General features: G+C 74.8%; 18 protein-coding genes. 8 read left to right on the forward strand and 10 right to left on the reverse strand.

The genetic code is table 11. The annotated features are described in order from the left end of the window. Positions 1–19: 19 nt before the first annotated feature. The 7 genes from Ani05nite_RS20070 to Ani05nite_RS20100 form a co-directional block, all read right to left on the reverse strand. The gene (locus Ani05nite_RS20070) at positions 20–1,357 is read right to left on the reverse strand and encodes a nitrate/nitrite transporter (protein ID WP_203770314.1); all 1,338 of its coding nucleotides are present in this window, start codon (positions 1,355–1,357) and stop codon (positions 20–22) included. Next, the gene (locus Ani05nite_RS20075) at positions 1,354–1,677 is read right to left on the reverse strand and encodes a Rieske (2Fe-2S) protein (RefSeq protein WP_203770315.1); all 324 of its coding nucleotides are present in this window, start codon (positions 1,675–1,677) and stop codon (positions 1,354–1,356) included. Before Ani05nite_RS20075 ends, Ani05nite_RS20070 begins: the two co-directional genes overlap by 4 nt. After that, positions 1,674–4,205, reverse strand: a complete 2,532-nt coding sequence (gene nirB / locus Ani05nite_RS20080) for a nitrite reductase large subunit NirB (protein ID WP_203770316.1) — start codon at positions 4,203–4,205, stop codon at positions 1,674–1,676. Before nirB ends, Ani05nite_RS20075 begins: the two co-directional genes overlap by 4 nt. Continuing rightward, entirely contained in the window at positions 4,205–4,549 is a 345-nt protein-coding gene (locus tag Ani05nite_RS20085; RefSeq protein WP_203770317.1) for a molybdopterin oxidoreductase, read from the reverse strand. Before Ani05nite_RS20085 ends, nirB begins: the two co-directional genes overlap by 1 nt. Beyond that, positions 4,546–6,624, reverse strand: a complete 2,079-nt coding sequence (locus Ani05nite_RS20090; protein ID WP_498367952.1) for a molybdopterin oxidoreductase family protein — start codon at positions 6,622–6,624, stop codon at positions 4,546–4,548. The genes Ani05nite_RS20085 and Ani05nite_RS20090 overlap by 4 nt, the downstream gene beginning before the upstream one ends. Before the next feature lie 74 nt (positions 6,625–6,698). Next, entirely contained in the window at positions 6,699–7,400 is a 702-nt protein-coding gene (locus Ani05nite_RS20095; RefSeq protein WP_239130393.1) for a sirohydrochlorin chelatase, read from the reverse strand. Then, positions 7,397–8,551: a uroporphyrinogen-III synthase gene (locus Ani05nite_RS20100; RefSeq protein WP_203770319.1), complete on the reverse strand. Its 1,155-nt coding sequence runs from the start codon at positions 8,549–8,551 to the stop codon at positions 7,397–7,399. The genes Ani05nite_RS20095 and Ani05nite_RS20100 overlap by 4 nt, the downstream gene beginning before the upstream one ends. Before the next feature lie 180 nt (positions 8,552–8,731). Between Ani05nite_RS20100 and Ani05nite_RS20105 the strand changes: the two genes are divergently transcribed. From Ani05nite_RS20105 to Ani05nite_RS20115, 3 genes are all read left to right on the forward strand, one after another. Then, positions 8,732–9,130, forward strand: coding sequence for a glycosyltransferase (locus tag Ani05nite_RS20105; RefSeq protein ID WP_203770321.1), 399 nt, complete (start codon positions 8,732–8,734; stop codon positions 9,128–9,130). Positions 9,131–9,328: 198 nt separating this feature from the next. After that, a complete protein-coding gene (locus tag Ani05nite_RS20110; protein ID WP_239130396.1) occupies positions 9,329–10,039 on the forward strand; it encodes an EAL domain-containing protein in 711 nt (236 codons plus the stop codon). 125 nt (positions 10,040–10,164) lie between these two features. Then, positions 10,165–10,854, forward strand: a complete 690-nt coding sequence (locus Ani05nite_RS20115; protein ID WP_203770325.1) for a response regulator transcription factor — start codon at positions 10,165–10,167, stop codon at positions 10,852–10,854. Between the two features lie 70 nt (positions 10,855–10,924). On the opposite strand, the gene Ani05nite_RS20120 is transcribed toward Ani05nite_RS20115, so the two are convergent. After that, the gene (locus Ani05nite_RS20120; RefSeq protein ID WP_203770327.1) at positions 10,925–11,518 is read right to left on the reverse strand and encodes a hypothetical protein; all 594 of its coding nucleotides are present in this window, start codon (positions 11,516–11,518) and stop codon (positions 10,925–10,927) included. Between the two features lie 128 nt (positions 11,519–11,646). On the opposite strand from Ani05nite_RS20120, the gene Ani05nite_RS20125 reads away from it, so the two are divergent. Then, positions 11,647–12,525 carry a glycosyltransferase family 2 protein gene (locus Ani05nite_RS20125; protein WP_203770329.1) on the forward strand — a complete coding sequence of 293 codons (879 nt, stop codon included), beginning with the start codon at positions 11,647–11,649 and terminating at the stop codon, positions 12,523–12,525. On the opposite strand, the gene Ani05nite_RS20130 is transcribed toward Ani05nite_RS20125, so the two are convergent. Both Ani05nite_RS20130 and Ani05nite_RS20135 read right to left on the reverse strand, forming a co-directional pair. After that, complete coding sequence (locus Ani05nite_RS20130) at positions 12,491–14,611, reverse strand: hypothetical protein (RefSeq protein ID WP_203770331.1); 2,121 nt, start codon at positions 14,609–14,611, stop codon at positions 12,491–12,493. The two genes, Ani05nite_RS20125 and Ani05nite_RS20130, sit on opposite strands and share 35 nt — an antisense overlap. A 53-nt stretch (positions 14,612–14,664) precedes the next feature. Then, complete coding sequence (locus Ani05nite_RS20135) at positions 14,665–16,053, reverse strand: thymidylate kinase (protein ID WP_239130400.1); 1,389 nt, start codon at positions 16,051–16,053, stop codon at positions 14,665–14,667. Positions 16,054–16,248: 195 nt separating this feature from the next. Between Ani05nite_RS20135 and Ani05nite_RS20140 the strand changes: the two genes are divergently transcribed. Genes Ani05nite_RS20140 through Ani05nite_RS20155 form a run of 4 tightly spaced genes read left to right on the forward strand, consistent with a single transcriptional unit; the run spans position 16,249 to position 20,643 of the window. Continuing rightward, entirely contained in the window at positions 16,249–17,517 is a 1,269-nt protein-coding gene (locus Ani05nite_RS20140) for a lipopolysaccharide biosynthesis protein (RefSeq protein WP_203770333.1), read from the forward strand. 17 nt (positions 17,518–17,534) lie between these two features. Continuing rightward, positions 17,535–18,641 (forward strand): glycosyltransferase family 4 protein, encoded by a 1,107-nt coding sequence (locus Ani05nite_RS20145; RefSeq protein WP_203770334.1) that lies wholly within the window; start codon positions 17,535–17,537, stop codon positions 18,639–18,641. Positions 18,642–18,691: 50 nt separating this feature from the next. Continuing rightward, positions 18,692–19,504 (forward strand): glycosyltransferase family 2 protein, encoded by an 813-nt coding sequence (locus tag Ani05nite_RS20150; RefSeq protein ID WP_203770335.1) that lies wholly within the window; start codon positions 18,692–18,694, stop codon positions 19,502–19,504. Beyond that, positions 19,501–20,643, forward strand: coding sequence for a glycosyltransferase family 4 protein (locus Ani05nite_RS20155; protein WP_239130403.1), 1,143 nt, complete (start codon positions 19,501–19,503; stop codon positions 20,641–20,643). The genes Ani05nite_RS20150 and Ani05nite_RS20155 overlap by 4 nt, the downstream gene beginning before the upstream one ends. The last annotated feature ends 4 nt before the right edge of the window (positions 20,644–20,647 follow it).

The raw sequence follows: 20,647 nt of genomic DNA on the forward strand, positions 1-20,647 counted from the left end.
TCCACCGCGACAATCTGGATCAGACCCCAGCAAGCCTCCGCCCGGACGACCGCAGATAAACCACCCAGGTCACCAACACACACAACGCATAGAACGCGATGAACGCGATATACGCCGCATCCGCCGTCTTATAGGTAACGAACGACTGCCGGAAGGCCAGATTGACCAGCACCCCGCCGAACGCCCCGATCGCCCCCGCGATGCCGATCACCGCACCGGACAACCGGCGCCCCTCGTGCTCGTCCCCCGGGTTCTTCAGGGCGAAGATCCGCGGGATCATCTTGTACGTCGAGCCGTTGCCGATCCCGCTGAAGATGAACAGCGCGATGAAGCCGACCAGGTACAGCGGCAGCGAGCGCAGCTGCGAGGCCAGCAGCACGACGCTCGCCCCGGCCGCCATCGCGACGAAGTTCCAGAAGGTGACCCGGGCGCCGCCGAGCCGGTCGGCCAGCGCCCCGCCGACCGGGCGGATCAGCGAGCCCAGCAGCGGGCCCAGGAAGGTCAGGTAGGCCGCCTTGACCGGGGTGTTGAAGTCGTCGGCGAACTGGACCTGCAGCACCTGGCCGAAGGCGAAGCCGAAGCCGATGAACGAGCCGAAGGTGCCGATGTAGAGCAGCGCCATGATCCAGGTGTGGCCCTCGCGGGCCGCGTCGCGCATGCCGCGCTTCTCGTTGCGGGCCTGGGTCAGGTTGTCCATCTTCAGCGCCGAGCCGAGCACGGCCACCACGATCAGCGGGATGTAGAGGCCGGCGACGATGCCCGGGTGCCCGGCGCCGAAGACGGCCAGCACGAACAGGCCGACCAGTTGCACCGCGGCGACGCCGAGGTTGCCGCCGCCGGCGTTGATGCCGAGCGCCCAGCCTTTGAGCCGGTCCGGGTAGAACGCGTTGATGTTGGCCATCGACGAGGCGAAGTTGCCGCCGCCGACGCCGGCCACCGCGGCCAGCACGATCAGCGTCGAGTAGGAGACGCCGGGCTCGATCAGGAACGCCGCCAGCACCGCCGGGATCAGCAGCAGCGACGCGCTGATGATGGTCCAGTTGCGGCCGCCGAAGCGGGCCACCGCGAACGTGTACGGGATCCGCAGCGCGCCGCCGACCAGCGCGGGCACGGCGGTGAGCAGGAACTTGCCGGCCGGGTCGATGCCGTACGCGGGGCCGAGGAACAGCACCAGCACCGACCACAAGGTCCACACCGAGAAGCCGATGTGCTCGGAGAAGATCGAGAAGATCAGGTTGCGCCGGGCGATGGGGGCGCCGGTGGTGTCCCAGAAGGCGCGGTCCTCGGGACGCCAGTCGTCGATCCAGTGGCCGCGGACGGTTCTCGCCGCGGGGCGTTCCAGGATGGTAGCGGTCATGACGGGACCTCCGAGGCGGTGAGCGAGGCGATGACGAGGTAGCCGTCCGCGTCGACGGTGACGGGGTAGACGGTGAGGTCGGGCTGGCCGCTCAGCGAGCAGCCGGTGGTCAGGTCGAAGGCCATCAGGTGCATCGGGCAGACCACGACCTCGTGGTCGATCTGCCCGTCGGCCAGCGGTCCGCCGCGGTGCGGGCAGACCGCGGACAGCGCGCGGACGGAGCCGTCGCGCAGCCGGAAGACGGCGACCATCTCGCCGTGCACGTCGTAGGTGCGCCCCTCGCCCGGCGGGATGTCCTCGAGGTGTCCCAGCACGGTCATCGGACCGGCACCTGCGGCAGCACGACCAGCGGCAGGGACGTGCGGAACTGCCCGGGCGTGGCCGGTTGCGCGCGTTCCTTCCAGGGATCGCGGTAGGCGGCGACCGAGGCGTCCATCGCGGCGTCCAGGCCGGCGGCCAGGCCCTCGGTGTCGTCCACGACCACCGCGCGGATGTGCTCGATGCCCACCCGGGGCACCCAGGCGTAGGTGCGTTCGAGCCAGTTGGCGTTCTCCCGGTAGTACTGCAGGAAGCGCCCGGTCAGCGTGATCACCTCGTCGGGCGACTCCACCGTGGCCAGCAGGTCGCCCTTGCGGACGTGGGCGCCGGCGGCGCCGCCGACGTAGATCTCCCAGCGGCCGCCGTCGATGGCGACCACGCCGAGGTCCTTCACGTACGCCTCGGCGCAGTTGCGCGGGCACCCGGTGACCGCGAGTTTCATCTTGCCGGGCCCCTCGATGCCCTGGTAGCGCTCCTCGAGGGCGATGCCCAGCGCGGTGGAGTCGCCGACGCCGAAGCGGCAGAAGTCGGAGCCGACGCAGGTCTTCACCGTGCGGAAGCTCTTGCCGTAGGCGTAGCCGGAGGGCATGTCGAGGTCGGCCCAGATCTCCGGCAGCTTCTCCTTGGGCACCCCGAGCAGGTCGATGCGCTGCCCGCCGGTCAGCTTGACCATCGGTACGGCGTGCTTCTCGGCCACCTCGGCGATCCGCTTGAGCTGGGCCGGGGTGGTGACCCCGCCCTTCATCTGCGGCACCACGGAGAACGTGCCGTCGCGCTGGATGTTGGCGTGCACCCGGTCGTTGATGAAGCGGGCGTCGCGCTCGTCGACGTAGTCCTCGCCCCACATCATCTTCAGCAGCGAGGCCAGGCCCATCTTGCTCTTGGCGTCCTCCTGGCCGCCGGGCACCAGCTTGGCGAAGACCGACGAGACCGAGCGCAGGTCGTGGGTGCGGATGGCGGCCATCAGCTCCGGCTTGGGCATCGGGACGCCGGGCACGTACCAGCTCGCCCTGGGGTCCTCCTCGACGGCGCCGCCGGCGGCCCACTCGACGATCTGCGCGACCAGGCTCTTGCAGGTGCCGCAGCCCTTGCCGGCCCGGGTCTTGTCCATCACGCCGCTGACGGTCTTGCAGCCGCCGTGCACGGTCTCGGCGATCGTGGCCTTGGTGACGCCGTTGCAGTTGCAGACCTGGGCGTCGTCGGCCAGTTCGGCCGCGCTGACCTCGGCCGGCGGGCCGCCCAGGTCGAACATCAGCTCGACGCGGTCCTCGGGCAGGGCCAGCCCCCGGTCGAAGGCCTGCATGAGGAACGCGACCTTCTTGACGTCGCCGACCAGGGTGGCGCCGACCAGCCGGCCGTCGCGGATGATGACGCTCTTGTAGATCCCCTTGCGCGGCTCGCTGAAGATCAGCGTCTCGTCGTCGTCGCGCTCGGGCTCCTTGAGGCCCATCGACGCGACGTCGACCCCGGCCACCTTGAGCTTGGTGGCGATCCGGGAGCCGTGGTACGCGGCCCGCGGGTCCCGGCCGGTGAGGTGGTCGGCCAGCACCTTGGCCTGGTCCCACAGCGGGGCGACCAGCCCGTACGTCTCGCCGCGGTGCTGGGCGCACTCCCCCACCACGTAGATGTCCGGCTCGTCCTGGGCGCGCATCTGGTCGTCGACCACGATGCCGCGCTCGACGACCAGCCCGCTGGCCGCGGCCACCTCGGTGTTGGCCCGGATGCCGGCGGCGACCACGACCACGTCGCAGTCGATGACCCGGCCGTCGGCCAGCTTGACCCCGGTGACCGCGTGCTTGCCCAGGATCTCGGTGGTCATCGCGTCGCAGACCACCTCGATGCCCAGCTGCTCCACGCTGCGCTGCAGGATCGCGCCGGCCTGGGCGTCGAGCTGGGTGTTCATCAGGTGTCCCATGGCGTGCAGCAGGGTCACGTGCGAGACGTGGTTCTGCAGGCCGCGGGCCGCCTCCAGGCCCAGCAGGCCGCCGCCGATGACCACCGCGCGCTCGTGCTCGCGGGCGTAGCGGATCATGCTGCGGGTGTCGTCCAGCGTGCGGAACGCGAAGACGCCCTGGTGGTAGCCGCGGCCGGGGCGGTGGATGCCGGGGATCGGCGGGACGAAGGCCCGGCTGCCGGTGGCGATGATCAGCTTGTCGTACGGCGTGGCGGTGCCGTCCTCGGCGTACACCTGCTTGGCGAACCGGTCGATCCGGCTGATCCGGCGGCCCGCGTGCAGGGTGATGCCGTTGTCGGTGTACCAGCTCAGGTCGTTGAGGAAGATGCCCGACTCGTCCTCCACGCCGGCCAGGACGTTGGAGAGCATGATCCGGTTGTAGTTGCCGTACGGCTCGTCACCGAACATCGTGATGGCGAAGTCGCCGCCGCGGCTGAGGATCTCCTCCACCGTCCGGGCGCCGGCCATGCCGTTGCCGATGACGACCAGTCGCGGAGGCTGCGCCTGCCCGCGCTCCGCGGCTCGGCGCTCGTCCTCACGTCGTGGTTCGGACCGTAGCCTCTCCGTCCCGCTCATCAGACCTCCACCAGTCCGAGATCGACGACTACGGTGCCGGTCACCCCGGCCGGCGCGGCCAGCCACAGCTCCACCGCGGTGCCGGAGTCCAGGTCCTCCACCACGCGCAGTGGGATGTGCACGTCACCCTTGGCGCCGATCGGGAAGTACCGCATCGGCTCGCCGTCGCGCATCAGCACCAGGCAGATGAGCTCGTCCGCGGAGTTGCCGCCGCGGAAGTAGACGGCCTGCGCGACGACGCCGGCGGGCACGACGTAGCCCGGCACGCCGATCGGGGCCGGCTGGTCCAGGCCCTTGCCCTCGAACGGGAAGACGCCCTGCAGGAAGCGGGGTATGGAGTTCACCTGGGAGTTCCTTTCGTGATGGCGACCGCGCACGCCTTGAAGGCGGGCATCTTGGAGTGCCGGTCGAGGGCCGGGTCGGTGAGCAGGTTGACGGCCTGGTCGCCGCCCCAGTGGAACGGCGCGAAGACGGTGTCCGGCCGGATGCCGGGGTTGAGCCGGGCCCGGAACACCGCCCGGCCCCGGCGGCTGGACAGCTCGACCATGTCGCTGTCGGCGATGTCGAGCCGGCGGGCCAGGTCGGGGTGCAGCTCGACGCGGGGCTCGGGCAGCGACAGGGTCAGGGCGGAGACCCGGCGGGTCTGGTTGCCGCTCTGGTACTGCTGCATGGTGCGGCCGGTGGTGAGCACGTACGGGTAGTCGCGGTCGGGCATCTCGTGCGGGTCGCGGTGCTCGACGCGGACGAACTTCGCCCGCCCGTCCGCGGTCGGGAACGAGTCGGCGAACAGTCGCGGCGTACCCGGGTGGTCCTCGGCCGGGCACGGCCAGAAGACGCCCCGCTCGGCCTCGATCCGCTCGTAGGTGATGCCGGCGTAGTCGGCGATCCCGCCGGCGCTGGCCCGGCGCAGCTCGTCGAAGACCGTCCGCGGGTCGTCGCTGAAGAACCGCCCGCGGCCCAGCCGGTCCGCCAGCCCGGCGAGGAACTGCAGGTCGGTGCGGACGTCCGGGGGCGGCGGCAGCGCCCTCCGGCGGCGGATGACCCGGCCCTCCAGGTTGGTCATCGTGCCCTCCTCCTCGGCGAACTGGGCCGTGGGCAGCACCACGTCGGCCAGCGCCGCGGTCTCGGAGAGGAAGATGTCGGAGACGACCAGCAGGTCCAGCGCGCGCAGCCGGTCGATGACGTGCCCGGCGTGCGGCGCGGAGACGGCCATGTTGCTGGCCAGCACGAGCAGCGCCCGCACGCCGCCGTCGGTGCCGAGACGGTCGAGCATCTCGTACGCGCTGCGGCCGGGCTGCGGCAGCTCGTCCGGGTCGACGCCCCAGACGGCGGCGACGTGGGCCCGGGCGGCCGGGTCGTCCAGCCGGCGGTAGCCCGGCAGCTGGTCGGCCTTCTGCCCGTGCTCGCGGCCGCCCTGGCCGTTGCCCTGGCCGGTGATGGTGCCGTAGCCGGAGTGGGGCCGCCCGACCAGGCCCAGGGCGAGCGCGAGGTTCAGGTAGGCCTGCGCGGTGTCGGTGCCGTTGCTGTGCTGCTCGGCGCCGCGGGCGGTGAGGATCATCGAGGGCCGCTCGGTGGCCAGCAGCCGGACGGTCTCCCGCAGGTGCGCCTCGCTGACCCCGGTCATCCGCTCGACGCGTTCCGGCCAGTAGGAGGCGACCGCGGCCCGCACGCCGTCGAAGCCGGTGGTCCGGTCCCGGATGTACTCCTCGTCGACCAGGCCCTCCCGGAGAGCGATGTGCAGCAGGCCGTTGGCCAGCGCCAGGTCCGTGCCGGGCAGGGGCTGCAGATGCCGGTACGCGCCCGCGGCGGTCGCCGTGCGGCGCGGGTCCACGACGATGTGCCGCGCCCCCTCGGCCCGCCCGGCGTCGAGGTACTGCATGGACGGCGGCATCGCGTCGGCCGGGTTGGCCCCGACCAGCAGCACCGTGCGGGCCTGGGCCACGTCCTCCAGCGGGAACGGCAGGCCCCGGTCGACGCCGAGGGTCCGGTTCGCGGCGGTGGCCGCCGAGGACATGCAGAAGCGCCCGTTGTAGTCGATCGACGCGGACCGCAGCGCCACCCGGACGAACTTGCCGAGGGTGTACGCCTTCTCGTTGGTCAGGCCGCCGCCGCCGAACGCGCCGACGCTGTCGCGGCCGTACTCGCGCTGGCAGCGTTCGATGCCCCCGACGATGCGCTCGTACGCCTCGTCCCAGGTCGCCTCGCGCAGCGGGCTCCCGCGGTCGGTGGGGTCCTTGCGCACCAGCGGCGTGAGCAGCCGGTCCCGGTGGTCGAGCAGCTCGGCCGCGGTCCAGCCCTTGGCGCACAGGCCGCCCCGGTTGACCGGGAACTCGGTGGGCTCGAGGCGGACCCGGGGGATCTCGGGGGTCAGCGCGATGCCGCACTGCAGCGCGCAGTACGGGCAATGCGTCTCGGTCACCGTCACACCGATGATGCTTGCGGGTGACCGTTTCCTCACCGGACCGTCGTGGTTGCGGTGTCGTTCGGAAAACCCTACAAGCGGCTCGGGGCCGTTGTGAGATCGCGGTAGCGGACCAGCACGAGGTCCACCACGGCCGGATCCGCGCACAGCGGCGGGGTCACGACGTCGGCCCCGGCCCGGTGCAGCGACCGGTAGAACAGCCCGTCGGCCAGCAGGTACGCCGCGACGGTGATCCGCCGGGCGCCCCGCTCGCGCAGCTCGGCCACCACGTCGGGCACCCGGCGCTCGGCGCCGGAGGCGTAGGCCACGTGGGCGCCGAGCCGGGCGGCGACCGCGGCGACGTCGGCCCGCCAGGCCGGGTCCGACGAGCCCGCGGCGGCCAGCACCACCGCGTCGGCGTCGCCGATCCGGTCGCGCAGGCTGCGGGTCAGCACCGGGTCGGGGCCCAGCGGGGCGGCCGCGACGGCGTCGTTGGCGGCGACGGCCTCGGCGATGTCGACCCGCACGTGGTAGCCGGCCGAGAGCAGCAGCGGCACGACCACCGCGCGGACGCCCCGGATCGCCGCGCCGACCCGCGGCTCCTGCACGTCCACGTAGGCCAGCCGCACGTCCAGGTCGGGACGCCGGCGGGCGACCCGGTCGACCAGGTCCCGGATCTGCGCCTGGCCGGTGGCCGAGCGGGTGCCGTGCGCGACCGCCAGCAGCACCGGCGGCGAGCCGTCCGGTCCGCCGGTCGCGGCGCCGGTCGACGGGCTCGGCGGCACGCCGGTCACGCGGCCGGCTCGTCGACGCGGAGCCGGTAGCCGCGCTTGATGATGGTCTCGATGTGCCCGCCCGGGCCGAGCGCCGTCCGCAGCCGGGCGATCGCCACGTCCACCGCGTGCCCGTCGGTGCCGCGGGGCAGGGCGGCGGCCAGGCGGTCCTTCGACACCACCGCCCCCGGCCGGGTGGCGAGCGTGCCGAGGATGGCCATCGCGGCCGGCGGGAGCGCCTGCACCCGGCCGTCGATGAGCACCGCGTGGCCACGGATCTCCAGGACCGTGCCGGCCACGCCGAGCCGGGCGGCCCGCCGCGGCAGCTCGTCCGTGACGACCTTGACCAGGGCGCCCAGCCGGGACCGGGGCGGGGTCACCACGGGCACGTCCCGCTCGACCAGCGAGGCGGCGGTGACCGGGCCGACGCAGGCGGCCATGGTGCCGCCCCGGAACCGGTCGAGCACCTCCTCCGCGCTGTCCCCGGCGATCTCCAGCAGGGCCTGCACGGCGGGAGCGCTGGTGAAGGTGACCGCGTCGATCTGGCCCGCGCTGAGCAGGGCGACGAGGCGGCGTACCGGCGCGAGGTCGCCCGGCAGCGTCCACCGGTAGACCGGGATCTCCACGACGGCGGCGCCGGCGGCCCGCAGGGCGCCGGTGAACTCCGCCTGCGGCCCGCCGTGCAGCTGCACGGCGATGCGCCGCCCGGCGATGCCCTGCTCCAGCAGCCGCGCCAGGATCTCCTCGGACGACTCGGTCACCGCGGACCAGTCCTCGCGCAGGTCGGCGGCCCGGATCGCCCCGCACGGCTTGGCGCCGCGGGCGATGAGCCGGGCCCGGTTGAGCGCGGCCCGCAGGGTGTCGCCCATCCCCCAGCCCTCGGCCGCCTCCAGCCAGCCCCGGAAGCCGATCCCGGTGGTGGCCACCACGATGTCGGGGGCCAGCCCGACGCAGGCCTCGGTGGCCGCGTGCAGGGCCTGGTCGTCGCCGAGCGGCACGATGGTGATCGCGGGCGCGACCAGCACCTTGGCCCCACGCCGCTCGAACAGCGCGGACAGCTCCTCCCGGCGCCGCTCGGCGGTCACGGCGATGGTGAAGCCGGACAGCGGCCCGGCGGGTGCGTCGGGGGCGGAAGCGCCCGCGGGCGTCACCGGCCCGGTCGAGTCGGCCATGGCAGCAGGCTCTCCACCAGCCGTTACCTGCGCGGGTAGGTCGTGTTACGACGGTGAAAACCATGACTCACTTCGCCGATCACCGTCCGGAAAGATCGCGGAGCCTTGCCCCGCTCTTGAGGTGGGGCTGAAACTGCGTTGACGGTCGCCGCCGAACTAAGCGGCATGACCGTTGCGCACATGATTGCCAGCCCGCCCGTCGTCTTCCCCTCCGGCACGCCGTGCCCGACCGTGGAGTTCTCGGTCGTGGTGCCGTTCCGCAACCCCGGTAGCGCCCTGCGCCACACCGTGCAGCGCATCACCGAGGTGCTGTACGCCCAGAACGTCTCGTTCCAGATCATCGCCGTCGCCACCGAGAGCACCGACGGCTCCGAGTACACCCTGGCCGGCCTGCACGGCACCTGGGTCAGCAGCGACCCCGACATCCGCGACCGGGGCGCCGCGCTGGAGTACGGCTTCGCCAGCGCGGTCGGCGCCTGGATCGGCTTCATCGACGTCGACATCGACGCCGACGTGGACCCGTACGAGCTCGTCGAGTGCCTGCACCGCGCCCGCGAGGCCATGCACAGCCCGTCCTGAGCCCGTCGCCCCGCCGCACCCGGACCCACAACTTCACTGGTTCACCACCAGACCCCGGCCGCGTCCGACGCGTGCCGGGGTCAGTTGTGTGCGGGGGCGCCCGCCGGCGCCGCGAGCTTGCCCCGGTTTTGACGCCGGGCAGAGCCCGTCTTGAGGGTCGCGGCCGATCGGAGCAGCATGACGCTCACGATGCCCGCCATGCACAACCTCCGCGAGATCATCGACTTCCAGGCGATCCAGCCGACCTTCCAGCCCGTCGTGCACCTCGAGGACGGGCTGGTCCAGGCGTACGAGGCGCTGGCGCGGTTCGACGAGGCGCACTTCGGCAGCCCCGCGGAGGCGTTCGCCGCCGCGATGGCCGGCGGGGTGGGCGTCGAGCTGGAACTGGTGGCGCTGGAGCGGGCGTTCGACTACCTGCACGAGATGCCCGCCGAGGCCTGGATGAGCGCCAACCTGTCGGTGGAGGCCCTGCTGACCCCGCGGGTCGCCGACACGCTGCTGGCCCACGCGGGCCGCAACATCGCCGTCGAGCTGACCGAACACACCCAGGTGCACGACTACCCGTCGCTGATCACGGTGACCGAGCAGCTGCGGGCCGCCGGCATCCTGATCGCGGTCGACGACGCGGGGGCGGGCTTCGCCAGCCTGAGCCACATCCTGCAGCTGCGGCCGGACATCATCAAGCTCGACATCACGCTGACCCGGGGCATCGACATCGACCCGGTACGGATGGCGCTGGCCCGCTCGCTGGTCGGCTTCGCCGAGGACATCGGCGCGATGCTGATCGCCGAGGGCATCGAGACGCTGGCCGAGCACGAGAAGCTGAGGTCGCTGGGGGTCCGGCTGGGCCAGGGCTACTTCATGGCCCGCCCCGGCCCGCTGCCGGAGCGGGCGCGGATCACGTACTGAGCCGGGACTCACGCACCGCGAGCCCTTCACCGGTGAAGGTTCCGGCCGATAGGTCTCGGTCAGCACCGAACGCAGCCGGCCCGCTCCGCGGCGCCGCAGCCGTCCAGCAGAGAAACGGAGGCCGCGTGTCCAGGCCACGTGCGCTCGTCGTCGAGGACTCCCCCGAGTTCATGCTGCTCTGCCGGCATCTGCTGGAGAAGGAGGGCTTCGACGTCGTGGTGGCCACCGACGGCATCTCGGCGGTGGAGCTGGCCCAGAGCGAGCGGCCCGACATCGCCATCCTCGACCTCGGCCTGCCCGGCGTCGACGGCATCGAGGTGTGCCGGCGGATCCGCCAGTTCACCGACGCCTACATCGTCATGGTGACCGGCCGGACCGACGAGGTCGACAAGATCGTCGGCCTGTCCGTGGGCGCCGACGACTACGTGACCAAACCCTTCTCGCCCCGCGAGCTCGCGGCGCGCATCCAGGCCATGCGCCGCCGTCCCCGCGCCGCGGCGGCCACCCCGAACGCGGCCATCCGCGAGTACGGCTCGCTGCGCATCGATCCGGACGTGCGCGAGGTCACCGTCGACGGCCGGGTCCTCGACCTCACCAAGATCGAATTCGGGCTGCTGGACCTGCTGTCGTCCGCGCCCCGCCGCACCTTCACCCGCAACCAGCTGCTCGAGGACGTCTGGGGCGACAACTGGTACGGCGACGACCACATCATCGACGTGCACGTCGGCAACCTGCGCAAGAAGCTGGGCGAGTCGGCGTCGTCGCCGCGCCACATCCGCACCCTCCGCGGCGTCGGCTACCGCTTCGAACCCTGAGCCCCGAGGTCCCCGCCGGCCCGCCCTCCGCACCGGGAGGCGGGCCTCCCCGGCGTCGGCCCCGCCCGGCTCAGGCCCGGTGCCGCGCCGGATGCCGGTACCGCTGGATCAGGTTCCCGCCCGGGCCGCGCCGCCGGACCCAGCCGACGCCCCCGGCCGCCAGGGCCAGGGCGACACCCCAGCGCAGCACGTCCTGCACGCCCGGGCCGGCCTCGGGCGGCGGGATCGCGCCGACCAGGTTGCGGATCACCCCGGCCGGGGTCTCGCCCACCGCCGACACCGTCATGCCCGCGGCGAACTGCCCCCCGGCGACGTGCTCGATCGGCAGCAGGACGGTGTCCGCGCCGGCCGGCGCCGGCGCGACGGCGTTCCGGTCGACCACGAGCACCCGCACGGCGCCCGACGGGTCCGCCGTCACCGCCCGCGTGTCGGCCGATCCCACCCGCAGGCTGACGGTCGAGCCGCCACGGAAGCCGACCGCGTAAACAGCCAGCCCCTCCGAGCGCGTGTCCTCCGGCGGCTGCCACTGCACGGTCAGGGCGTCGGCGGTGCCGCCGTAGCCGGGTCCGTCCGCCAGCGCCGCCCCCTCGGCGCCGAGCGCGCCGAGGGTGGCCGCGGTCAGCAGCACCAGGGGCGCCGATCTGCGCAGACGTGAACCACTCATGCGCAGAGCGTGACACGCCCAGGTTGCCGTCCGGGTGCGGAGCCGCCCCGCCGGGGCCCGGAACAGCCTTGCCGAACCCTTTAAGGTGGCCAGAGGTTGCGTTGAGGTAGGCCGCCGAACTAGGCGGCATGACCAACACGATGCTCGCCCCCGCACCCGCCGCCCCCTCGGCCCCGGCCAAGCTGTACGACGCCACGCGCCTGTGGTCGCCGGCCGACGCGGGTGTCGAGCTGAGCGTCGTGGTCCCCTTCTACAACCCCGGCGCGGCGCTCCGGCCGACCGTCGAGCGCCTGGTCCGCTGCCTGACCGACGCGGCCATCGCGTTCGAGGTCATCGCGGTCTCGGACGGCTCCACCGACGGCTCCGAGCGCAGCCTCGACGGCATCGCCGGGGTCCGGGTCGTCGACAGCCGGATCAACCAGGGCAAGGGCGCGGCGCTGCACCTCGGCTTCGCCGCGGCCCGCGGCTCCTGGGTCGGCTTCGTCGACGCCGACGGCGACATCGACCCCGAGCACCTGGTCGAGTACCTGCTGCTGGCGCGCGACGGCGGGCACGCCGGCGTCTACGCCGACAAGCGGCACGCCGCCTCGGTGAGCGCCTCCTCGCCGTTCCGCAAGCTGGTCTCGACCTTCTACTCCACGCTGGTGACGCTGCTGTTCCTGCTGGGCATGCGGGACACCCAGACCGGCTGCAAGGTGCTGCGCCGCGACGTGCTCGCCGACCTGCTGCCCCGGCTGCGCGAGCGTCGCTTCGCCTTCGACCTGGAGTTCTTCGTCGCCGCCAAGGCCGCCGGCATCCGCGGCTTCGTCGGCGCCCCGGTCCGGCTCAGCGAGCGGGTCGCCGGCTCGACCGTGACCAGCAAGGCCATCCTGCGCACCATCCGCGACACGTTCGTCATCTACGGCCGCAACCTGACCGGCCAGTACCGCCCGGCCGTCGCGCCGGTCACCGTCATCGTCCGCCCGCAGGCGCTCAGCTCGCTGCGCTCCTTCGGCGAGGCCGCCTGATCCCGCGGGACCGTCCCGGCCGCGGGCCGGATCCGGCGCTCGCGCCCGGCACCGCCCACCACTGCGACAGCTCCCGGCGGTGCTCCACCAGCCCGGCGACGAGCAGCACGACCAGCGACAGCAACGACGTGATCAGCCCCAGCCGCAACCACCGCCAAGGCGTGTACCGCACCGTCACCGCCCCGGCGCCCACCTCGACAGCCAGCGTTCCGGCGACCGTCCGCCGGGTCGGCCGGCCACCGGCGGCCCAGCCGGGCGACCACTCCTCCGGGATGACCACCCAGCCCGGCGCCCCGGCCCGCACCCGCCAGCTCGTCGAGCTCACCCGGTGGATCCCCCCGGACGACGACGACGGAACGGGCCCCCGGTCCGGACCGTCCACCAGCACCGCCTCGGTGCCCAGCGCCCCGCGCGCCGCCCAGCCCACCGCCCGGGCGTAGTCGCCGGAACGCGCCGCCACCACCCGGCCCGTGCCGGCCGGCTCGACCCGGTAGAGATCCAGGTCCGGGGTGCGCAGGATCCGGGTCAGGTCGCCCTGCCGCTCCAGCCACGCGTACACCCCGGTCTCGCGGTCCCGGGCGAGCGCCACGTAGCGCACCCCGAGCGGCGCGACCAGCCGCCCGAGTCCCCCGGCGCCGCCGGCCGCCACCAGCCGCTGCACGTACGCCATCCGCCGCGACACCGAGTTCGTCCGGACCGGCCCGAGCTCCACCGCGTCGCTGCTGAGCACCGGACGGCGGAAGAACGCCGCGGCCGGAGTGGCCACCGTGCGGGAACCGGTGAACGTGAACGGCTGGTACTCGTGCCAGGGCAGGAACAGCACCGCCTCGTCACCGGCGCCCATCATGGCGTCGGCGGCGTACCAGGACGCCGGGTAGTTGCTGACCGGCACGCTGCCGCCCAGGCCCCAGAACAGCGACGGCGCGACGGCGACGTACACGGTGCTGACCGCCAGCAGGGTCCCGGCCGCGGTCAGCCGCAGCACCGGCAGCCGCGCGCGGCGGCACGCGACGGCCAGGCCCTCCACCGCCGCGCCGATCCCCGCCGCGTAGGCGATCATCGTCAGCGCCACCCATTTCTGCTGCTCGCGCATGGCCGCGAAGAGCGGGACGAGGTCGAAGGCGGCCTGGTAGGCGGCGGCCAGCGGGCCGTGGATGCCCGCGCCGAGCAGCAGCCCGGCCGGTGCGAGCACCGCCAGGACCGTCCCGGTGGCGCGGTCGTGCCGGACCAGCCGGACCAGCCCGGTCAGCGCGGCCACGACCATCAACGCGGCCGGCGCGAAACCCAGGCCCAGCTGCGGGCTGCTGTCGGCGGCGCCGCGCCAGAAGCCGCGCAGCGACACCAGCGTCGCCGGCAGGCCGCCGGGGCCCGCGTGCGGCGCGTACACCTGCAGGTCGCCCGCGCCGACCCGGACGGTCAGGATCGCGCTGGCCAGCACGGCCAGGGCGTACGCGTAGATGCCGCCCGCGGCGCACACCACCAGCACGGTGCGGACCAGGTCGGTGCGGCGCGGGCGGGGCAGCAGGGCCACGGCGAGCAGGCCCGCACCGCCCAGCCAGGCGGCGTGCGGGCCGACGGCCATGGCCAGCGCGTACCAGCCCGCCGGGCGGGCGGCGAACCAGTGCCCGCGGCGGCGGGCGTGCAGCGCCGAGGCCAGCAGCCAGCACAGCAGCGCGACGGAGACCAGGAACGGCACGTGCCCGGCCTGGATGCGCTCGACCACGAACGGGTTGCAGCAGACGAACAGCGCCGCCGGGTAGCGCCGCAGCCGGCCGCCGCGGACCAGCGCCGACACGCCACCGGCGGCCAGGGGGAAGTACAGCAGGATCATCAGCCAGCTGGTCGCCCCCGGCCCGACGGCCTCCCGCAGCACCTGCGTGGCCAGCCGGTACGGCAGCGCGTCCAGGGCGGCCGGGTCGAGGCCGTACAGGCCGGGATTGATCGCCTGGTGCGGCCCGGACACCCAGTCCAGCAGCAGCAGGTAGCCGGCCCGGGTCCAGGGGGCCACCACGGCCGCCCCGGCGACGAGGCCGAGCAGGGCGCACTCGGCGGTCAGCCGGGCGGGCCGGCCGGCCGGGCCGCGCACCCGCCGGTGTCCCGGCCCGCGGCGCGGAGCGGCGGCCGGACCCGCCGGTTGCGTCACCGGCGGCGGCGCCGGGGGCCGTGCGCCGCTTGCACCACGGCCGTGACGAGCGGCGCGAGCGGGTCCGCGGTGGCGCCCGAGGTGTCCACCACGACCTCGCCGGTCCGGGCCGGGTGCTCGGCGAGCAGCCGCCGGAACCGCTCCTGCTGCGCGGCCTGCTCGGCGCGGGCCCGTTCCGGCTTGCGGGCGTGGATGAGGTCGGCCGGAGCGTCCGGGAGCACCAGCAGGTCGGGCGCCGGCACCAGGAACTCGGCGACGCGGGCGGCCGACGAACCGGGCCACGGCGACTCGCGCAGGTCGTACACCCAGCGGTCGGCGATGACGACCCGGCGCCGGGCCAGCGCCGGCGCCACGGTACGCAGGTAACGCCAGAGGTACTCGCCGGCGTACAGCCAGGCGGCGGCCTGCCGGAGCCCCGGATGGTCGGCCGGCGCGGCCGCCGGGGCCGGGGCGGCCGCCGGGGCCGGGGCGGCCGCCGGGGCCGGGGCGGCGCCGGGAGCCCGGTCCGAGGCCGGCGGTGCGGTGTGGCCGACGCCGAGCACGCGGCGGGCCAGCGCGACGCCGGGCAGGTTGCCGCGGGCCATGCCGAAGTACGCCCCGCTGGTGGACAGGCCGTAGCCGCGCAGCCGGTCGTGCAGGCCCTCGGCGACGGTGGACTTGCCCGCGCCGTCCGTGCCGACCAGCGCCACGACCACGCCCCGGATCCGCAGGCCGAGCGGACCGGCCGCCGGTCCCGCGGGCAGCACCGAGCGGCGCTGGGCCCACGTCGCGGCGACGCTGCCGGGGGCCAGGCTGCGGGCCGCCAGGCGCAGGCGGGCGCGCCGGGGCAGGCCGGGGTCGGGGTCCGCGCCGCCGGCGATCCCGATGAGCTCGCCCGCGACCCGCGCGCCGAGCTGGGCGGTGAGCCGCCGGGCCAGTCCCGCCCGCTCGTCCGGGTCGGCGTCGGCCCAGGCCCCGCGGGCCGCGTCCAGCCGGGCGGGGGCCGGCCGGCGGCCGCGCAGGACCGGACGGACCAGCAGGTCGGCCACCGCGGCGGCGCCCAGCAGGCGGTGGGTGACCGGGTCGGCGCGCAGCTGGGCGGCCGGCATCAGCAGCACCGGGCCGACGCAGAGGTCGCCGTACGTGATGTCGACGACGGCCGGACCGGTCGTCGTCCGCACGGCCAGGCTGACATGGCGCAGCCGGCGGGGGTCGGCCGCCTCGGCGATCCGGGCGCAGTCCAGCGCCCGGCTGATCGCGGCCACCGGGTCGGCGCCGGTCGGCGGGCCCGCGTACCAGATGTCCAGGTCCTTGGGGCCGGTGGCGGCGACCCACTGGTCGGCCGCCGTCGCCTCGCCCTGCCAGGCCCAGCTCTCGCCGGTGGCGTCGAGGGCCGACGTCACCACCTCCCGCACCCGCCGGCGATCCGGGACGGCCGGGGACGACGGGTGGTTGATGGATGATTGCCGGTAATGACTCATTTCACGACCAGTATGGGCCTCCGCTGGGGCCGGGGCAGGCGAAACCGGCATCCGCCCGTCGCACCCGGGTCGCGACGAAGAAACCGACAACTCGCGAGCCGCGCCGCCGATAAGGACCGCGTGAGATTCGAGCCCCGCCGCCTGCCCGGCCTGCTGGCCCGCGGCGCGCTGCCCGTCGCCGCCGCGGTGGCCGTGCAGAGCGCGGGCAATCTCGGCTTCCACGCGACGGTCGGCCGGCTGCTCGACGCCGACGCCTACGGGGCCCTGGGCACCGTGCTGGCCGCGATGCTGATGCTGGGGGTGCCGCTGGGCGCCGTCCAGACCGCCGCCTCGGCGCTGGTCGCCGAGCACGGCCTGAGCCGGGCCTCGGCCCGCCGGACGCTGCGGCTGGTCGCCCTCTGGTCGCTCGGGCCGGCCCTCGTGGTCCTGGCCTGCGCGCCCCTGCTGCGGGACTACTTCCACCTGGCCGGCCTGGCCGAGGCGGTGCAGCTGGCCCCGTACCTGATCATCGCGGCGGTGGTCGCGGCGGCGCGCGGGCTGCTGCTCGGCGCCCGGCGCACCGGGGCGGTCGCGGTGACCTACCTCGTCGCGACGGCGGTCCGGCTCGCGCTCGGACTCGCCCTCACCGTCACGTTCGGCGTCTCGGGCGCCCTGGCCGCCACGGTGGCCGCGGAGGTCGCGGCCCTGCTGGTGGCCGCCCGGCCGCTGCGCCGTCCGGCCGGGGCCGGCACGCCCGGCGCCCTGCGGCTGGGCGCGGTCGCCCACGCCGGGATCGCGGTCACCGGGCTGTTCCTGTTCTCCACCGTCGACCTGCTGCTGGCCCGCCACCACCTGCGCGACGGCGGCTCGGGCGCCTACATCGCGGCCGCGACGGTGGCCAAGACGGTGCTGGCGCTGCCCGCCGCCGTCATGGCGGCGGTCTTCCCCCGGCTCCTGGCCGGCTGGCGGCAGCCCGGCCGGGCCCGGGTGCTGGCGGCCGGCGCGCTGGCCGTCGCCGGGCCCGCCCTGCTCGGCGCGGCCGTGATCATCGCGGTGCCGGCGCCGGTGCTGCGGGTGCTCTACGGCGACGGGTACGCCGACGCCGGCGGGCTCGTCCGGGCCCTGGTGAGCGTGGCCGCCCTGACCTCGCTGGTGACCGTCCTGACCTATGCGGCGCTGGCCCGCCGGGCGCGCACGCTGGCGGTCCCGTGGCTCGGCGCCGGGCTCGAGGTGGCGCTGATCGAGACCTGGCACTCCTCGGCCACCCAGATCGCCCTGTGCTCGGCCGCCGCCCTGGCGCCGACCCTGCTGCTGATGCTCGCGCTGGAGGCCCGGGTGTGGGCGCGCCCGGTCACCCCCCTCGGCGCGGCCGGCGCCGAGCCCACCCCCCGTGCCGCGATCGCGGCCTGAGCTTCCGGAGGACGTGCATGCGCATCCTGGTCCTGAACTGGCGCGACCTGCGGCATCCGGCCGCCGGCGGCGCGGAGGTCTACACCGAGCAGGTGCTGCGGCGCTGGGTCGCCGCCGGCCATCAGGTGACGCTGTTCGCCGCCGCCGTGGCGGGCCGGCCCGCCACCGAGATCGTCGACGGCTACCGGATCGTGCGCGCCGGCAGCCGGTTCACCGTCTACCGCGAGGCCCGGCGCTGGTGGCAGCGCTGGGGACGCGGCCGGTTCGACGTGGTGGTCGACGAGACCAACACCGTGCCGTTCCTGGCCCACGAGTGGGTCGACGACGGCACGCCGACCATCGCCCTGGTCCACCAGACCTGCGAGGACATCTGGCCGCACCACGTGCCCCCGCTCGCCGCCCAGCTCGGCCGCCACGTGCTCGAACCGTGGTGGCTGCGCCGGCTCGGCGGCGCGCCGATCCTGGCCGTCTCGGATTCGACCCGCGAGGCGCTCACCCGCTTCGGCGCCCGCGACGTGACGGTCGTGCCCGAGGGGTACGAGCCCCCGGCGGCGCTGCCCGTGGTGGCCAAGGAGGAGCAGCCCACGGTCGTGTTCTGCGGCCGGATGGTGAGCTACAAGCGCCCCGGCGACGTCGTCCGCGCGGTGGAGCTGAGCCGCCGTGAGATCCCCGGCCTGCGGCTGTGGATGATCGGCGGCGGTCCGCTGCTGAACCGGCTGCGGGAGCGGGCCCCGGCCGGGGTGGAGTTCCTGGGCCGGGTCGACGAGGGGGTCAAGCACGACCGGATGGCCCGGGCCCACGTGCACGTGGCCACCAGCGTGCGGGAGGGCTGGGGCCTGGTGGTCACCGAGGCCGCCGCGCTCGGCACGCCCACGATCGCGTACGACGTGCCGGGTCTGCGGGACTCGGCCCGGGCCGCCGGCGGCATCGTGGTGCCGCCCCGCCCGGAGGCGCTGGCCCGCTGGCTGTGCGAGCTGCTGCCCGGCCTGCGCCGGCAGCCCGGCGAGGGCGTGCCGTACGGCGGCGCCCGGCCCTGGGACGAGGTGGCCGACACCCTGCTCGCCGCCGTCCAGCGGCACGCGCGGGTCCCCGGGGCCGCGGCCCCGCTGGCGCCCGCGGCCTGATTGCTCATGCCCGGGCCGGCCGGCTCCGGCACCCGTCCGACAGGAGAGACATGAAGATCAGTTTTGTGGTGCCGACCAAGAACTCGGCCCGGACCCTCGACGCCTGCCTCGCCTCGCTGCGCGCGCAGACGCACGCCGCCGTGGAGGTGCTGGTGGTCGACAACGGCTCCACCGACGGCACCGTGCGGATCGCCGGCCGGCACGCCGACCAGGTGCTGCAGTGGGGCCCGGAACGCAGCGCGCAGCGCAACCACGGCACCGAGCGCAGCACCGGCGACGTGGTGGTGTTCATCGACTCCGACATGGTGCTGGAGCCCCATGTCGCCGCCCAGATCGTCGAGCGGTTCACCGCCGAGCCGGACACCGGCGCGCTGATCATCCCCGAGCGCTCGTTCGGGGAGGGCTTCCTGGCCCGCTGCCGCGAGATGGAGAAGCTGCTGTACGTCGGCGACGCGGCGGTCGAGTCGCCCCGGGCGTACCGCCGGGAGCTCATCGAGCGGATCGGCGGCTGGAACGAGGACCTGACCGCGGCCGAGGACTGGGACCTGGCCGACCGGACCCGGGCGGTGGCCACGGTCGGGCGGGTCCCGGCGTGGATCTGGCACGACGAGGGACGGATCCGGTTGCGGGCGACCTTCGCCAAGAAGCGCTACTACGGCCGCTGGATCGACCAGTATGTACGCATGCATGCTGATTCCAGCGGGAGCAAGTTCGCCCGTACCGCGCTGCTGCGCCGGCCCGCCCGGCTGCTGCGGCACCCGGTGCTGACCGCCGGGCTCGCCACCCTCAAGCTGACCGAGGCCGCCGGACTGGCCATCGGCATCCGCGACAGCCGGACCACCGCCGGCGCCCGCACCCCGTGACCGGCGGCCGGCGCGTCGTCCACCTCATCGCCGAGTACTCGGCGCGTGAGGCGATGGGCCGCACGGTCGCCGAGACCGCCGCCCGGGTCGACGGCGAGCATCACCTGGTGACCGCGCACGCCCACGACGGCACCAGCCCGTTCGCCGGCGTGCACGAGCTCGGCGGGTCCGTCGGCACCTTCCCGTTCGGGCGTACGGCCGACCTGGCCGGCGTGCTGGCCCGGATCGGGCCCGACGTGGTGCACGTCCACGCCGGGGCGCTCGGCCCGTTGCAGACCGCGCTGCCGGTGCTGCGCCCGTACCGGACGGTGCTGACCGCCTACGCCTGGCCCACCGTGCCGGGACCGGCGACCTGGCGCCGCGCCACCCTGGCCGAGATGCGCGCCTCGAACGTGCTGCAGATCCGGGTGGCGCTGACCACCATGCTGCCCTCGGCGCTGGCCACCGCCGCCCTGCACCGGGCCGGGGTCAGCACCGTGCTGACCCCCGACCCGCGGGTCGAGCGGCGGCTCGGCGGGCGTCCCGGCATCACCGTCAGCCGGCTGCCGTCCGGCGCCCCGTCCGACGAGCGCCGGGCCCGCTTCGACGCCGACCGGCCCACCATCGTGTTCGCCGGCCGGGCCGAGAGCGTCCGCGGGCTGGACACCCTGCTGGCCGCGTTCCCGCTGGTCCGGGCCCGGATTCCGGGGGCCCGGCTGCGGCTGCTGCTGATCCCGCGCCCGGAGCTGCCCGCGATCCTGGCCCGCGCCGGCCACCCCGAGGCCGTGGAGATCGTCACCGAGCCCGTCACCGACCTGCTGGCGGAGCTGGCGGCGGCCCAGGTGGGCACCTGGCCGTTCAAGTTCGACTACACCACCTCGCCGCCGGCCATGGCGGTCGCGGAGGCGATGAGCGTCGGCCTGCCGGTGGTCGCCACCGACGTCGCCTGCGTACGGGCGGTCCTGCAGCCGGGCGTCAACGGCCTGGCCGTGCCCCCGGCCCGGCCCGCGGCCCTGGCCGACGCGCTGGTCACCGTGCTCGGCGACGAGCTCACCTGGCGCCGGTACGCCCAGGCCGGGGTGCGCTCGGTCCGCGACCGGCTGGGCTGGGACCGCGCGGCGGCCGTCACCGCCCGGGCGTACGCCGACACCGTCGCGTGAGCCC

The sequence above is a fragment of the Actinoplanes nipponensis genome (genome assembly GCF_016862275.1).
Taxonomy (GTDB): domain Bacteria; phylum Actinomycetota; class Actinomycetes; order Mycobacteriales; family Micromonosporaceae; genus Actinoplanes; species Actinoplanes nipponensis.

Coding starts and splice junctions, on each gene's coding strand:
- Ani05nite_RS20070 (WP_203770314.1), bottom strand. CDS start 1,357: ATGACCGCTACCATCCTGGAACGCCCCGCGGCGAGAACCGTCCGCGGC.
- Ani05nite_RS20075 (WP_203770315.1), bottom strand. CDS start 1,677: ATGACCGTGCTGGGACACCTCGAGGACATCCCGCCGGGCGAGGGGCGC.
- nirB (WP_203770316.1), bottom strand. CDS start 4,205: ATGAGCGGGACGGAGAGGCTACGGTCCGAACCACGACGTGAGGACGAG.
- Ani05nite_RS20100 (WP_203770319.1), bottom strand. CDS start 8,551: ATGGCCGACTCGACCGGGCCGGTGACGCCCGCGGGCGCTTCCGCCCCC.
- Ani05nite_RS20105 (WP_203770321.1), top strand. CDS start 8,732: ATGATTGCCAGCCCGCCCGTCGTCTTCCCCTCCGGCACGCCGTGCCCG.
- Ani05nite_RS20110 (WP_239130396.1), top strand. CDS start 9,329: ATGCACAACCTCCGCGAGATCATCGACTTCCAGGCGATCCAGCCGACC.
- Ani05nite_RS20120 (WP_203770327.1), bottom strand. CDS start 11,518: ATGAGTGGTTCACGTCTGCGCAGATCGGCGCCCCTGGTGCTGCTGACC.
- Ani05nite_RS20125 (WP_203770329.1), top strand. CDS start 11,647: ATGACCAACACGATGCTCGCCCCCGCACCCGCCGCCCCCTCGGCCCCG.
- Ani05nite_RS20145 (WP_203770334.1), top strand. CDS start 17,535: ATGCGCATCCTGGTCCTGAACTGGCGCGACCTGCGGCATCCGGCCGCC.
- Ani05nite_RS20150 (WP_203770335.1), top strand. CDS start 18,692: ATGAAGATCAGTTTTGTGGTGCCGACCAAGAACTCGGCCCGGACCCTC.